Annotated in this window: 16 protein-coding genes; 11 read left to right on the plus strand and 5 right to left on the minus strand. The window is 62.8% G+C overall.

From position 1 onward, the window contains the following. Positions 1-29 precede the first annotated feature (29 nt). From NKJ20_RS11770 to NKJ20_RS11805, 8 genes are all read left to right on the plus strand, one after another. The gene (locus NKJ20_RS11770) at positions 30-653 is read left to right on the plus strand and encodes an NAD(P)H-dependent oxidoreductase (RefSeq protein WP_352614374.1); all 624 of its coding nucleotides are present in this window, start codon (positions 30-32) and stop codon (positions 651-653) included. Between the two features lie 55 nt (positions 654-708). Beyond that, positions 709-2,796, plus strand: coding sequence for a tetratricopeptide repeat protein (locus NKJ20_RS11775; RefSeq protein WP_352744158.1), 2,088 nt, complete (start codon positions 709-711; stop codon positions 2,794-2,796). 99 nt (positions 2,797-2,895) lie between these two features. Next, positions 2,896-3,228 carry an ArsR/SmtB family transcription factor gene (locus tag NKJ20_RS11780; RefSeq protein WP_352744160.1) on the plus strand — a complete coding sequence of 111 codons (333 nt, stop codon included), beginning with the start codon at positions 2,896-2,898 and terminating at the stop codon, positions 3,226-3,228. Between the two features lie 4 nt (positions 3,229-3,232). Continuing rightward, positions 3,233-3,925, plus strand: a complete 693-nt coding sequence (locus tag NKJ20_RS11785) for an aquaporin (protein WP_352744161.1) — start codon at positions 3,233-3,235, stop codon at positions 3,923-3,925. Next, on the plus strand, positions 3,922-4,344 hold the full coding sequence (arsC, locus tag NKJ20_RS11790; protein ID WP_352744162.1) for an arsenate reductase (glutaredoxin): 423 nt from the start codon (positions 3,922-3,924) through the stop codon (positions 4,342-4,344). The genes NKJ20_RS11785 and arsC overlap by 4 nt, the downstream gene beginning before the upstream one ends. Before the next feature lie 69 nt (positions 4,345-4,413). Further along, positions 4,414-4,746 carry an ArsR/SmtB family transcription factor gene (locus tag NKJ20_RS11795; RefSeq protein WP_352744163.1) on the plus strand — a complete coding sequence of 111 codons (333 nt, stop codon included), beginning with the start codon at positions 4,414-4,416 and terminating at the stop codon, positions 4,744-4,746. Between the two features lie 50 nt (positions 4,747-4,796). Further along, the gene (locus NKJ20_RS11800; RefSeq protein ID WP_502894857.1) at positions 4,797-6,173 is read left to right on the plus strand and encodes an NAD(P)-binding domain-containing protein; all 1,377 of its coding nucleotides are present in this window, start codon (positions 4,797-4,799) and stop codon (positions 6,171-6,173) included. Next, positions 6,170-7,393 (plus strand): MFS transporter, encoded by a 1,224-nt coding sequence (locus NKJ20_RS11805; RefSeq protein ID WP_352451419.1) that lies wholly within the window; start codon positions 6,170-6,172, stop codon positions 7,391-7,393. The genes NKJ20_RS11800 and NKJ20_RS11805 overlap by 4 nt, the downstream gene beginning before the upstream one ends. A 24-nt stretch (positions 7,394-7,417) precedes the next feature. On the opposite strand, the gene NKJ20_RS11810 is transcribed toward NKJ20_RS11805, so the two are convergent. After that, positions 7,418-7,642: a hypothetical protein gene (locus tag NKJ20_RS11810; RefSeq protein WP_031213090.1), complete on the minus strand. Its 225-nt coding sequence runs from the start codon at positions 7,640-7,642 to the stop codon at positions 7,418-7,420. Between the two features lie 229 nt (positions 7,643-7,871). Continuing rightward, a complete protein-coding gene (locus NKJ20_RS11815) occupies positions 7,872-8,237 on the minus strand; it encodes a VOC family protein (RefSeq protein ID WP_023680367.1) in 366 nt (121 codons plus the stop codon). Here NKJ20_RS11815 and NKJ20_RS11820 point away from each other — a divergent pair. Continuing rightward, on the plus strand, positions 8,232-8,693 hold the full coding sequence (locus NKJ20_RS11820; RefSeq protein ID WP_352744167.1) for a hypothetical protein: 462 nt from the start codon (positions 8,232-8,234) through the stop codon (positions 8,691-8,693). The two genes, NKJ20_RS11815 and NKJ20_RS11820, sit on opposite strands and share 6 nt — an antisense overlap. Before the next feature lie 8 nt (positions 8,694-8,701). Continuing rightward, entirely contained in the window at positions 8,702-9,613 is a 912-nt protein-coding gene (locus tag NKJ20_RS11825; RefSeq protein ID WP_352744169.1) for a sigma-70 family RNA polymerase sigma factor, read from the plus strand. Positions 9,614-9,801: 188 nt separating this feature from the next. Here NKJ20_RS11825 and NKJ20_RS11830 read toward each other — a convergent pair whose 3' ends face one another. Continuing rightward, complete coding sequence (locus NKJ20_RS11830; protein WP_352744171.1) at positions 9,802-10,959, minus strand: sulfite oxidase; 1,158 nt, start codon at positions 10,957-10,959, stop codon at positions 9,802-9,804. A 250-nt stretch (positions 10,960-11,209) separates the two neighbouring features. On the opposite strand from NKJ20_RS11830, the gene NKJ20_RS11835 reads away from it, so the two are divergent. After that, on the plus strand, positions 11,210-11,389 hold the full coding sequence (locus NKJ20_RS11835) for a hypothetical protein (protein WP_352744173.1): 180 nt from the start codon (positions 11,210-11,212) through the stop codon (positions 11,387-11,389). A 161-nt stretch (positions 11,390-11,550) separates the two neighbouring features. Here the strand turns inward: NKJ20_RS11835 and NKJ20_RS11840 are convergent, their stop codons facing one another. Both NKJ20_RS11840 and dinB read right to left on the minus strand, forming a co-directional pair. Then, on the minus strand, positions 11,551-12,195 hold the full coding sequence (locus tag NKJ20_RS11840; RefSeq protein WP_352744175.1) for a hypothetical protein: 645 nt from the start codon (positions 12,193-12,195) through the stop codon (positions 11,551-11,553). 168 nt (positions 12,196-12,363) lie between these two features. Further along, a complete protein-coding gene (gene dinB / locus NKJ20_RS11845; RefSeq protein WP_352453495.1) occupies positions 12,364-13,605 on the minus strand; it encodes a DNA polymerase IV in 1,242 nt (413 codons plus the stop codon). Positions 13,606-13,701 lie beyond the last annotated feature (96 nt).

Raw genomic sequence — 13,701 nt, forward strand, 5'->3', positions numbered from 1 at the left:
CTCTCGCGACCGACAGGTCTGAGCGCCAGATGAAGGTCCTCGTCGTCCATTGCCATCCCTGCGCCGACAGCTTCAGCGGCGCGGTGCGCGACACGGTGCTGGAGACGCTTGCCGAAAGCGGCCACCAGGTCCACCTGCTCGACCTCTATGCGACCGGCTTCGATCCGGTCATGCGCACGCAGGAATGGCGCGGTTACCACGACAAGGCGGCGAACCTGCAACCGGTGCACGAACATGCGCAGGAGCTGCTCTGGGCGGAGGCGGTCGTCTTCATCTATCCGACCTGGTGGTATGGCCTTCCGGCGATGCTGAAAGGCTGGCTGGAGCGTGTACTGGTGCCGGGCTTCGCTTTCGAGATGCCGACGGCACGACGCGGCCCGCGGCCCAAATTGCGGCACATACGCCGGGTGATGGCAATGACCACATGTGGCGCCACGCCGCTGATGTCGTGGATCATGGGACAGCCCGGCCGGCGGACCCTGCTGCGCGGCTTCCGCTCCGTCTGCCATCCACTATGCCGGACCAAATTCCTGGCGCTCTACCGGATGGACAGCGTCTCGGCCGCCGGACGCCAGGCGCATCTGCAGCGGGTCAGAAAAGCGGTTGCCGGCCTTGGTCGCGCTGATGCGGTCGCCGCCACAGTGCCTGGCTGATTTGGACCAGGCGAGCCGCCGCTGTCTCCGCCGAATGTCACGGGCGGGTGTCGGTTTGGCAAAGGTCAAAAAAATCAAGTCTCACCTTGACCCAAGAATGGTGCAGTGTTGGGTTGCAAAGATCAAGGCCTTCTTGATCAAGCGCACTGCGATGCAAATAAACGACATGATCCATGAGCCGATGATTCGAAAATGGCATAGGTCTTTTTGTCGGTCGCTGCTGCGTGGGCTCATGGTCTTGTTTGCCCTGAGCGGCCCAGCTTTGGCTGCCAGCAGCGATTGTGTCGGGGACGACGAGGCCGATACGGCTCGGCGAATTGCCGCTTGTACACTCATGATAGAGGATGTGACAGAGCCCGCCAGCAGCCGTTTGACGGCCTATTTCAAGCGCGGCGTCGCCTGGGCGAGGCAGAATGATTATGATCGCGCCATTGCCGATTTCGATAAGGCGATCAGCCTCGATCCGGAAGATGCCAGTGCTTATTACTACCGAGGCATCACCTGGGCACTCAAGAGCGACGCTGATCGCGCTATCGCCGATTTCGACCAGGCGATTAACCTCGACCCGAAGAGCGATGCATACCGCATCCGAGGCTCTGCCTGGCTCGACAAAGGCGACAACGACCGAGCTATTGTCGACTACGATCAGGCCATCAGCCTCGAGCCCCGGAATGCCGGAGCTTATGGCGACCGGGGCCTGGCCTGGGCACGCAAGGGCGACAACGACCGCGCTATCGCCGATTTCGGCCAAGCGATCAGCCTCGATCCCCGTGATGGCCGAACTTATAACAACCGAGGTCTCGTGTGGAAAAGGAAGCGGGACTACGACCGTGCGATCGCCGATTATGACCAGGCGATCAGCCTCGATCCGAAGGAAGCCAGCGCCTACGATAATCGGGGCATGGCCTGGCTACTCAAGGGCGACTATGACCATGCCATTTCCGATTTCGGACAGGCGATCAGCCTCGATCCGAATGTCGCCGGAGTCCATCATCATCGAGGCATGGCCTGGTCACTCAGAGGCGATTCTGATTACGCCATTGCCGACTACGACCAGGAAATCAGCCTCAATCCGAAGAACGCCCGTGCCTACCTCGATAGAGGCCTGACTTGGACAATCAAAGGCGATTACAATCGTGCGATCGCCGACTACGACCAAGCGATAAGCCTCGACCCGAAAGACGCCAGTGCCTATGGCAATCGAAGCCGGGCCTGGAAATATAAGGGCGACTACGACCGCGCCATCGCCGACGCCGACCAGGCGATCAGTCTCGATCCGGAACGCGCCAGTGCCTTCTACAACAGAGGCAACGTTTGGGCTGACAAAGGCGACTATGACCGCGCCATCGCCGACTTTGACCAGGCGATCGGCCTCGATTCGAAAGACCCCAATGCTTACGACGATCGAGGTACGGCTTGGGCACACAAAGGCGATGACGACCGCGCGATTGCCGACTTCGATCAGGCAATCCTGCTCGACCCGAAACACGCCAGTGCCTACAGGAAGCGCGGCTGGATATGGGACAAGAATGGCGAATACGACCGCGCCCTCGAGGACTATGGCAAAGCAATTGGGCTCGATCCGAAATATGCCCATGCTTATCTCAGCAGAGGTCTCGTCTGGTCAATAAAAGGCGAATACGTACGTGCAACGGCAGATTACGACCAGGCAATCAGCCTCGATCCGACGATTGTCTACGCCTATTTGGGCCGGGGTATCGTCCATTTCTACTCCGGTGCCATGGAGAAAGCCCAAGCCGATTTCGCGCAAGCCGCCACAGTCAAACCAGAGGATGCGTATGTTGCGATCTGGCTCGATTTTGCCGAGCGTCGCAATGGCGCAGCAGGGCATTTGCAGGAAGCGACCAAGAAGCTCGACATGACGCGATGGCCGGCGCCGGCTGTTCGAATGCTGCTTGGCGAGCAGACTCTCGCCGCGACAATTGCAGAAGCCGACGACCCTGATGCGATAAAGAAACGCGGAAACCTGTGCGAGACAAACATGTTCAGCGCCGAGCTGAGCCGACTGCAGGGGCACAGCGATGAAGCTTTGCGGCTCTATCGGCTCGCCGCCAGCGATTGCCCCAATAACTCCTACGAATTTGTTGCCGCCAACGCAGCCCTGCGCGAGCTGTCGCCTTAGCTGCCGCCGCTACGGACTTCCCCGCCTTCGGTGAGATTTCGTTACTCAACACAGTCTTCGCGCGTTGACTCTATTCCCCATTTCTGGAAATCTGGAAATATGGACAAGACGCTCGCCCTTTCGGCACTTGCCGCGCTCGGCCAGGAGACCCGGCTGGACGTTTTTCGCCTTTTGGTGCGGGCTGGAGCCGACGGCGTGCCGGCGGGCGAGATCGCCACGCGGCTCGCCGCATTTCCGAATACGGTATCGGCTCATCTCAAGATACTGTCGCATGCCGGCCTGGTGCGGACCGAACGGGAGGGCCGCAGCGTGCGCTACTTCGCCGACATGACCAGGTTTCGCGATCTGCTGGCCTATCTCATGGAGGATTGCTGCAATGGCGCGCCGGAACTTTGCCAGCCTGTCGTCCAGGCCGTGACCTGCAACTGCTAGCTAGATGAGCTCCGGCAATCTTCCCCGCCGCCTTGCCGCCGAAGCCCTCGGCACGGCTCTGCTGGTCGCCACCGTGGTCGGTTCCGGCATCATGGCCGACAGGCTGAGCAATGATGTCGCCGTCTCCCTGCTCGGCAACACCTTGCCGACCGGGGCGATCCTGGTCGTGCTCATCACCATATTCGGGCCGATATCCGGAGCGCACTTCAACCCGGCGGTGACGCTGGTATTCGCGCTTCGACGCGAGATCGAAACGAACGCAGCGCTGGCTTACGTCGCCGCCCAGATTGCCGGCGGCATCGCCGGAACATTCCTAGCGCATGCAATGTTCGAATTGCCGATCCTGCAAGTGTCGGCGACGGTGCGGACCGGAAGCGGGCAATGGATTGCGGAGCTGGTCGCCGCATTCGGGCTGGTCTTCACCATCCTTGCCGGCCTGCGTTCCCGTCCGGATTCGATCCCCTGGCTGGTCGGGCTCTATATCACCGCCGCCTACTGGTTCACCGCATCGACATCCTTCGCCAATCCGGCCGTCGCCATCGCCCGTGCGTTGTCCAACACTTTTGCCGGGATCCGCCCCGCCGATCTGCCGGGCTTCATCGGCGCCGAACTTTTGGGCGCGTTGCTCGCCATGGCCTTTGCAGGGTGGCTGCTCGCCCAACCGAAACCAGCCGGACAGATGAAAGCTGCGCAATGACCGTCACCATCTTCCACAACCCCAATTGCGGCACTTCGCGAAACGCGCTGGCCATCATCAGGCAGTCCGGCGAGGAGCCGGAGGTGATCGAATATCTGAAAAATCCGCCGTCGCGCGAAAAGCTCGTCGAGCTGATCGCAGCGATGGGCATGACGCCGCGCCAATTGCTGCGCGAAAAGGGCACGCCCTATGCCGAACTCGGCCTGGGCGATCCGAAGTGGAGCGATGACGAGATCCTCGATTTCATGCTGGCGCATTCGATCCTGATCAACCGGCCGATCGTGGTGACGCCGCTCGGCACCGTGCTCGCCCGACCATCCGAAGCGGTGCTCGATATCCTGCCCAATCCGGATATCGGCCCGTTCACCAAGGAGGACGGCGAGATGGTCATCGACGCCAGCGGCAAGCGCGTCGGCTAGATATCGTCTTATTTCGATCTTTGTCGAAATTCTCTTGACGTGCAGCGATTCTGGAAATAGCTTATTTCCATGAAACTCGAAAAAGCAGCCTCGCAACTCGAAGCCCTCGGCAGCCCGACGCGGTTGCAGCTCTATCGGACGCTGGTGCGGGCGGGCGATGAGGGGCTGCCGGTCGGGCGTATCCAGGACAGATTGGGCATCGCTGCCTCGACGCTCTCGCATCACCTCAAGCGGCTGGTCGACACCGGCCTGGTGACACAGGAGCGCCAGGCGACGACGCTAATCTGCCGGGCCAACTATCCCGCCATGAACGGGCTCATCGGATACCTCGCGGACGAATGCTGCGCCGACGCCACCTGTGCGCCGGCATCGGCGGAAGCGACGGCCAAGACGGCGGCATGATTTTTTTGCCACTATAATTCGAAATTACCGGAAGGATGGAAGACATGGAGATGATCGAAAAACTCCCCGTTGCGGTGATCGGCGCCGGGCCGGTCGGTCTGGCGGCAGCGGTCCACCTGATCGCGCGGGGCATTCCTGTCAAAGTCTACGAAGCCGGCAATGCGGTTGCATCCAATCTCAGGGATTGGCGCCATGTCCGTGTGTTCACGCCCTGGCGCTATTGCGTCGATCAGGCGGCCAGAAACCTGCTCGAGGCGCATGGCTGGCGGATGCCTGAGCCCGGGGCATTCCCAACCGCGGACGACCTCGTCGCGGATTATCTCGAGCCGCTTGCAAAGCTTCCGCAATTGTCGCCGTCGATCGAAACCGGCGCCCGGGTCGTCGGCATTTCGCGCTGGGGCGCCGACAAGGTGCTGAGCAAGGGACGCGAGAACCGGCCGTTCATGCTGGCGGTCGAGACTGCCGATGGTACAAGACGCGACAGCGCACGTGCCGTCATCGATGCTTCGGGAACCTGGCAGATGCCGAACCCGCTCGGCGCCGGCGGAATTCATGCCGAAGGCGAGGCCGAATTTGCCGACCGCATCGCCTACGGCATCCCCGATATTCTCGGCCGCGACCGCAGCCTTTACGCGGGGAAGACGACGCTGGTCGTCGGCTCCGGCCATTCGGCCGCCAATGCGGTGCTGGATCTCGCCAGCCTGGCAAATGTGGAGGCCGGCACCGCTTTCATCTGGACAACGCGCGGCACCGACCTGGTGCGCATCTACGGTGGCGGTGATGCCGACCAATTGCCGGCACGCGGCGAACTCGGCGCCGAAGTGCGCGAACTCGCCGAGAGCGGCGGCGTCAGGCTGGTGACGGGCTTTGCGGCTGTTTCGATCCGCGATGCCAACGGCCGGCTGGTCGTCGAAGGCCAGACCAGGGACGGCTTGCAGGCGCTGGGTCCGGTCGACCGTATCATCGCCGCGACCGGACAACGCCCGGATCTGTCGCTGACCCGTGAGCTTCGGCTCGAGCTCGATCCATGGCTGGAAAGCGTCAAGGCACTGGGACCGTTGATCGATCCCAACGAGCACTCCTGCGGCGACGTGCCGCCGCACGGCCACCGTGAGCTCAGCCATCCAGAGCAAGGGTTCTACACAGTCGGCATCAAGAGCTATGGCCGCGCACCGACCTTCCTGCTGCTGACCGGTTATGAGCAGGTCCGCTCAGTCGCGGCGGCGATCGCCGGAGACATGGTGGCGGCCGACAATGTCCAGCTCGTGCTGCCCGAGACCGGCGTCTGCACGGTGCCGCGGATCGGCGTGGCCGACAAGGGGTGCTGCGGCGGTCCGGCGCCGGCAGCGGTGGATGCGTGCTGTGTCGCCGACGCCAAGGCGAAGGCGGTCGGCAAAGGCGGCTGTGGCTGCAGCGTCGCGGCATGAGTCTTTCGCCGCCTTCGCCGGCCATCCTGCGCAGCCGCGGCGCGATTATCACCGCGCTTGGCCTGACGCAGATCATGGCGTGGGGTTCTTCCTACTATCTTCCCGCGGTCATCGCGCCGGCAGTCTCCTCCGATACCGGCTGGCCGCTGGCATGGGTTGTCGGCGGCCTGTCCCTCGGCTTGCTCACGGCAGGATTGATCTCTCCGCGCGTCGGGTCGTCGATCGAGCGGCATGGCGGCCGCAACGTTCTGGCGTTCAGCGCCGGATGCATCGGGCTCGGCCAGATCGGGCTGGCTCTTGCCCCTAATCTTGCGGCCTATATCGCGGCCTGGCTGGTCATCGGCCTGGGCATGGGGGCGGGGCTCTACGATGCCGCTTTCGCAACGCTTGGCCGCCACTACGGCCACGGCGCGCGCTCCGCCATCACCATGCTGACGCTGTTCGGCGGCCTTGCGAGCACCATCTGCTGGCCGATCTCAGCCTTGCTGCTGGGGGAGGTCGGCTGGCGCGGCACCTGCCTGGTTTACGCCGCCTTTCAGCTGGCAATTGCGCTTCCGCTCTATCTGGTGATCCTGCCCCGGGAGCCGCCGCAACCGGCAGTCAAACCGGGAGTGAAGAAGGCGGCACCCATTCTCGACAACCAAGCCGATCCGTCGATCATGATCGTTCTGGCCGCGACCCTGACACTCGCAGCGGTGATCTCGTCGACACTATCGGTGCATCTGCTCACAATCCTGCAAGGCAGCGGCATGGCGCTTGCCGTAGCCGTCGGGCTCGGCGTGCTGGTTGGTCCATCACAGGTGGCGGCGCGCGCGATCGAGATGATGATCGCGCGCTACCACCATCCGATTTTCACCAAGTTTGCCTCGGTTACGTTTGTGGCGATCGGCGTTTCGACGCTCTGGGCCGGCATGCCAATCATCCCGCTGGCGCTGGGCTTCTACGGCGCAGGCATCGGCCTGGAATCCATCGCGCGGGGGACGTTGCCGCTCGCGCTGTTCGGCTCTAACGGCTACGCGAGACTGATGGGCCGCCTCGCCATGCCGAGCCTGATAGCCCAGGCGGCGGCACCCTCGGCCGGAGCATTGCTGCTGGAGCGCTTCGGCCCGCACGGGACGTTGGCCGCGCTTTCTGGTCTAGCGCTGGCCAACGTCATCCTCGCATGCGGCTTGGGCTGGCGGATGCTCCGCCGGCGGCAATCGCAGGTTCAAACCCGATAGGATTTCGACCTGCGTTCGGCGCCTTCAACTGGAGAGCGGGAGATCTTCCAAGGGATCGACAAGGAAAGACGCGGCGATCAGATCGTCCGCATCGAGGCGCAGTGAGCCTTTGGCGCCGCCCATGATGGCGGCAACCTTTTGAAACGTCTTGATCTCATGCTCGGTAATCTGGGCACTTTGCATTCTGGATTTGAGGTCAGCGACGCGCAGCCCCAAACTGTGGGACATTCCGATTTTACGGTTCGACATGGTAAGATGCTCCTCCCCGGCCCATGTTTGTTTTGCCACCCGCCCTATTCGTATTTCCTCCGCCTGCCTAAATATGAGGCATCGCGATACAGCGCCCGAACGCCCGATGCAAGGGAAGGTTCCGGCGCGCAGAGGTCACGAAATAATAATACGAAGGAAGTACGGCCGATGGTCCGGCCGGAGGTAGGACTTAGGTACGACGCCCCGCCGGACAGAGGGCTCCGGTGCCTTATCGGCTGGCGAGGACCATGCGGTTGCCTTCGCTGTCGCGAAACTCCGCCACCGTTCGCCCCGGCTGCCACGGCGCCTCATGCGCTTCGGTGATGATCTCGACGCCGCCCGCTTTCATGGCCGCGATCATTGCCCCGACATTTTCGTCGACCAGCACCAATACCGGCTCCGCGCCGGGTGCGTCGTCGGCGCGCCTGACAAAATGCAGGTTCGTCACGGCATGCGGAAATGCCAGCTCGATCCAGCGCCAGCCGCCATCACCCATCTTCTGGTCGGCCATGACCTGGCAGGCGAGATGCCTGGTGTAGAACGCCTTGGCGCGGTCCTGCTCGAACACCGGAAGCTCGGCAAACTGGATATGCATGATCGTCTCTCCTGCTTGATGGCTGCCGCGCAGCCGCCCACGCGGGAAAGACGATGCGGGCAACCGAAAAGATTCTTCGGGAAGGAGAATCTTTTCAGCGCAGCCGGTCGTCCTTCGTTCATACCAACCAGTCAGGAGACGATGATGAACTACGCGCTCATTCGATACGGTGTGAAGCAAGCCGACCTGGAAGATAACCGCGCGCTGGTCGAAAAAGTGTTCGAAGCGCTTGGCGAGGCGGCACCGCCGACGGTGCGTTATCTCGTGCTCGAGCTGGACGACGGCTCGTTCGTCCACATCGTCGGCCAGGACGGCGATTCGTCGGCGCTGACCGGGCTTGCGGCCTTCAAGGCGTTTACGGAAAACCACGCCGAGCGCCGTTCGACCCCGGCATTGCGATCGCCTGCCAAAGTCATCGGCAATTACCGTATGCTGGCGGATCAGAAAGCCGGGTAGCGCCTGCCATGCCGCTCGCGCAGAAATGGGACGCTACGCCGAAAATGAACAGGGCGACTTTGGAGGCGATGCTCGTCGGGTTGCGGCCAAGGCTGCATCGCTACTGCGCACGCATGGCCGGCTCGGTGATCGACGGCGAGGACATCGTCCAGGAGGTGCTGATCAAGGCGCTGCAGGCGATCGACGGCGGTGCGATCGTCGAACGGCCGGAGCAATGGCTGTTTCGCATCGCCCACAATGCCGCGCAGGATCATCTGCGGCGGCGCAATCGGGAAAGGTCGCGCATGACCGAGGCCGACATGAGCGTCATCGAGGATCCCTCCGGCAGCGCCGACAGCCGGCTCGCCGCCCAGACCAGCCTGCGCTCCTTCATGCAGCTTTCGGTACCGCAGCGCAGCGCCGTGATCCTGGTCGACGTGCTCGGCCTCAGCCTGCATGAGACCTGCGAAGTGACCGGAGCGACCCTCGCCGCCACCAAGGCCGCGCTGCATCGCGGGCGGGCGCAGCTCAAGCAGCTGGCGCTGCAGCCCGAACAGGCGCTCGCGCCGAGGCTGGACGCCGATGACGAGCGCCGGCTGCGGCGCTATGTCGACCTGTTCAACGCGCGCGACTTCGACGCGGTGAGGGCACTGATCGCCGAGGACGTCCGGCTCGATGTCGTCAACCGCGTCCGCCTGCGCGGCAAGGCCGAGGTTTCGACCTATTTCGGCAATTACGACCGTATCAGCGACTGGACATTGTCGCTCGGCGTGGTCGACGGCAGGCCGGCGATCCTGATCCGCGACCCGCAGGCGGCCGACGGCGCTGTGCGCGGTTTCATGCTGGTCGAGTGGCGGGACGATCAGGTCATCCAGATCCGCGATTTCCGCTATGCGCCCTGGTGCCTGGTCGACGCGGAGATCAGGGCCGTGGAGGGGTGAGGAGAGCGCTGGAAATGGTGCGAAATGGCGATCAGGCAGCCTCCTCCTGTTTGACCCAAACGCAATTGCCACATGGCAGCAAGTTCTTAGAGCGGTTCCGGTTCTCTTAGAACCGGCAACTCGCTCTAACTATCTGTTTTGCCGCATCTATGCGGACGCCAAATGCTTCCATTTGGCGGCAAAATGCTCTAGCCGATACGCACGCGGCGCGTCACCTGGCCATTGCTTTCCCAGTATGTGTGTTTCTTGGCAATCAAGGGATCGTCCATCGCCGGTTGAATTTGTCCTGTGGTGCTGACCGCGCGCGAGGTTACCGTGTGTTCTCCAGGAGAGGGATTTGCCCAAGCCAGGGACCAAATTTTCCAGGCGTGTTCGGCCTCCTCACTGTGGTCAATGGTCGCTGGTATCCAAGGCCCTTGATCGATTTGCACTTCGACCCGGTCGATCGGCGCCCCCCAGGCTGCCCCAACGATGCGGTAATCTGAATCTTTCCGGGTAACCTTCGCAGGCGCGGACTTTATCAGCGCTCGCCCGACTGACGTCTCGGCCCATACGGTCTCGCCGTTGTGGTCCTCCTCCCGGATGGTGACATAGTCACGGGCCATCAGAAGGCTCATGAACCGCGTATCGCGAACCTCGATGCGCTTTAGCCACTTGACGTTGGCGATCCCGTACCAGCCTGGCGCAATGAGCCGTACCGGGAAGCCATTGGGCGCCGGCAAGGCGGCCCCGTTCATTTCATAGCAGAGGAGATTGTCGGGGTTCATCGCGTCGGCGAGCGACATGCTACGAGCGAAGTTCTGCTGCATCTTGACGTCGCGTATCGGGATCTCGCCTGTGTCGGTACCGAAAAAGACGACCTCGATGCCCTTCTCCAGAACGCCGGCTTCCTCGAGGATCGGGGCGAGCGGCGTCCCTGCCCAGCGAGCATTGCCGATGCCGCCGGTGAAAAAGGGAAACCCGTGGTTGCCCGAGCATTCCACTGTGAAAACGACCTCCTGCCGCGGTCGCGCCCTGATGTCGGCGAGCGTTAACTCCAGGGGCTTCTTAACCAGGCCTCCGATTTCCATCGACCATGTCTTCTCGTCGATCGTTGGTCGGTTGAAATGCGAGATGCTGAAGAACTTGTCGTTTGGCGTTATCCAGCTATCCAAATCCTCCCAGACAAGCTGCTTCTGGATACCCACCGGATCGGGATTTTCGGTCGGCTGATCCAGCCATCGAATAACTTCCTCGTTCGGCCGTGTTGGAAAAGCGTAAGCCCGGCGCGAGGTATAGAGAGCAGCAATTGCGGCAAGAGCCGCGCTTCCTTGAACAAGAAGTTCTCTGCGCTGAAAATCAGGCATGTTGTTTACCTCCCAGTTGATCCGGAACGGGCTGCAACGTGCCTTAGGCCGTAGCCTGATCACGGATAGGCGACACAATGTGAGGTCTGCCCACCCGGAAGTATCCGGGTAGGTCAGATAATCACCGACGCAAGTCAAGCATGTGAAGCGTTGCACGAAACGCTAGCTCGCGTTTCGCATGCTAAGAGTGCGCCTTTGAGAAGGAACTGTCCACAACTTGGACGGGACATGATGATGATTGCAGCATTCCATGCCGATTTCCGGTCCTGCCAAAATCGTTGCTGCTCGGATCGCTGCCGACCGCCCGCTTCTGGGTCATTTCCGGACCTTCGCGGTTCTCGTCGAACCGGTGTTTCCTGCCGGCCCGTGGGTTGGCCGGGCGGCCGGCATCGCCCTGATTGCCTGGGGCACCGCAACGCTTTTGGTCTGACGACCAGGGCCGCCTCGAATGTCGCATTTGCAGGAGGAGGGCGGGCCCGGGCGGCACATCAGAACCAATCTGCATAACGAGGTGGCCAGCAAGCAGGCCGCCTGGCTCGGGCGCGGCAGATCATTCACACGTGAACCATTCGCCAATCGAGCGGGGACACCCTAATTGGTGGTGACTTGCGTCACCGCCACGCCGGTTATCCTGCCGTTCCCGGCTGTGTAGGTGAGCGTCTGCGTGACCGTGGCGTCCTTCTCGTCGGGAGACGAAGGAGGATAAGAGGCGGCGAAGCCGAAATGGCCGTAACGATCGGGCTTGGCGGCGCCAAATTTCGCGGCCACGTCGCTCAGCGGCGCTCCGACGCCGGGCGTATCGAGTTCAATAGCTGTCAGGCTGGCAGGCGCGCCGGCGCATCCTTCCGGCACCTTGCCTTCCGGGTTCGGCTCCAGGGTGACGGACAGGACACCATGGTCGGAGCCGCCCATCTCGCCGGATACGAACCAGAAGATCGACGGCGATCCGCCGGCGTCGGGGCCGGCATAGCAAAGCCAGTGGCGTGAATCTCCGGCGTCACCTTCATCGTGCATCGCTCCGCCGAAGGCTTTTTCGACATCGGCAAGCGTGGTTTCCTCAAGCTTTATCTCCAGCGGCCCAGCCTTGACCTGCTTGAACAGCGGGCTGGCCAGCGGCGAGTTGATATCGCCCAGGGATGGAATCGCCCGGTCCGGGTTGAGCGGCTTGGCCAGCGTCGTTGCGTTGGTCACCAGTCCGGCAACGATGAGCGCGAAATATCCGGCGTTCTGTCCCATGCCGATCTCCTGTCGTTCGAAGTGAGGGCGGAAGGATTTGCGAGCGGGTGCTACCCTGTCTGGCTGATACCCAAACCGGTGCACGACGAACTGGTCCCAAGATAAATTCACAACGGCGCAGCCTTCAACGTCATTCCGGCGACTTGGCAACCAAAGTGCAATCGAGGCTCACAATTCCTTTTCGGCCAGCTCGCGAAACGCGTCGGGAACCGACCGCTGTAGCTCGAGCGCGACCGAGGCGTAGCCCACCGCCTCCCAGCCGAAGCGGTCGCGGATCTTGTCGACGGCGCGATCCGCGGTCCAGCGCGCCGCGCCCTTGCTGGTGCCGGGGCGGCGGCGATCGTCGTCGAGCCCGAGCGGCAGTTCCAGTTGCAGGCCGGCATGCTGCTCCAGATGCGATACGGCGATCGCCAGCAGCGAGATTGTCTTTTCGTGCGGATGGTCGATGAGCACCTTGCGCACCAGCGCCTCGGCGATCTCGGCCAGCATGGCGGTCGCCGAAATCGGCTGATCGAGCGTGATCGAGCGCGTCACCGAGCGCAAATCGGCAAAGCGGACGCGAACCGTCACCGTGCGGCCGGGCCGGGATTTCGCCCGCAATCTTGTGGCGACCCTGTCGGCCAGATGCAGCAAAGCCGGCACGAAGACCTGCTCCTCGGCCGGTTTTCGGCCAAGCGCCGACTGCGCACCCGCCGAGCGCGCCCGGCGCTGCGTCTCGAGCCTGCGCGGGTCGCGGTTCCACGCCAGCGCGTTGAGTTTCTCTCCCGCCGCCGGCCCGAGCAGGCGCTCAAGCGCCGCACCATTGGTCTTCGCCAGCTCGCCGATGGTGTTGACGCCGATGCCGGCCAGCCGCTGCCTGGTGACCGGGCCGACGCCCCACATCAGCTCGACCGGCAGGTGGTGCAGGAACTCCAGCTCGTGGCGCGGATCGACCACCACCAGCCCGTCCGGTTTTGCGACCTGTGAGGCGATCTTGGCCAGATGCTTGGTGCGGGCTACGCCGACCGAGATCGGCAGGCCGACCTCGGCCCGCACGCGGCGGCGGATCTTGCCGGCGATCTCGGCCGGCGAGCCGAACAAATGGATGCAGCCGGCGACGTCGGCAAAGGCCTCGTCGATCGAAATCCGCTCGACCACCGGCGTGAAATCGCCGAGCACCTTGATTGCCGCATCGCCCAGCCGCTGATAGTCCTTGAAATGGCCGCCGACGAAGATGAGTTGCGGGCAGAGTTCCCGCGCCCGCCGTCCCGGCATACCGCCGCGCACGCCGAACGCCTTGGCTTCATAGGATGCGGCAAGCACTACCCCGCCGCCGACGGCAATCGGCTTGCCGCGCAAGGCCGGGTCGAGCAATTGTTCGACCGAGGCATAGAAGGCATCCAGATCCGCGTGGAGGATGTTGGCTTCCATCCGGCCCGTTCGCCCGCGGCGGTTCGAACGCCGCATTGTCTCGAGTTGTGATGAGAACATAAAGAGAACATTGTGGGTGAATTGTCAAGCAGCGCG

This window comes from Mesorhizobium sp. M0185 (assembly GCF_040322175.1).
Taxonomy (GTDB): domain Bacteria; phylum Pseudomonadota; class Alphaproteobacteria; order Rhizobiales; family Rhizobiaceae; genus Mesorhizobium.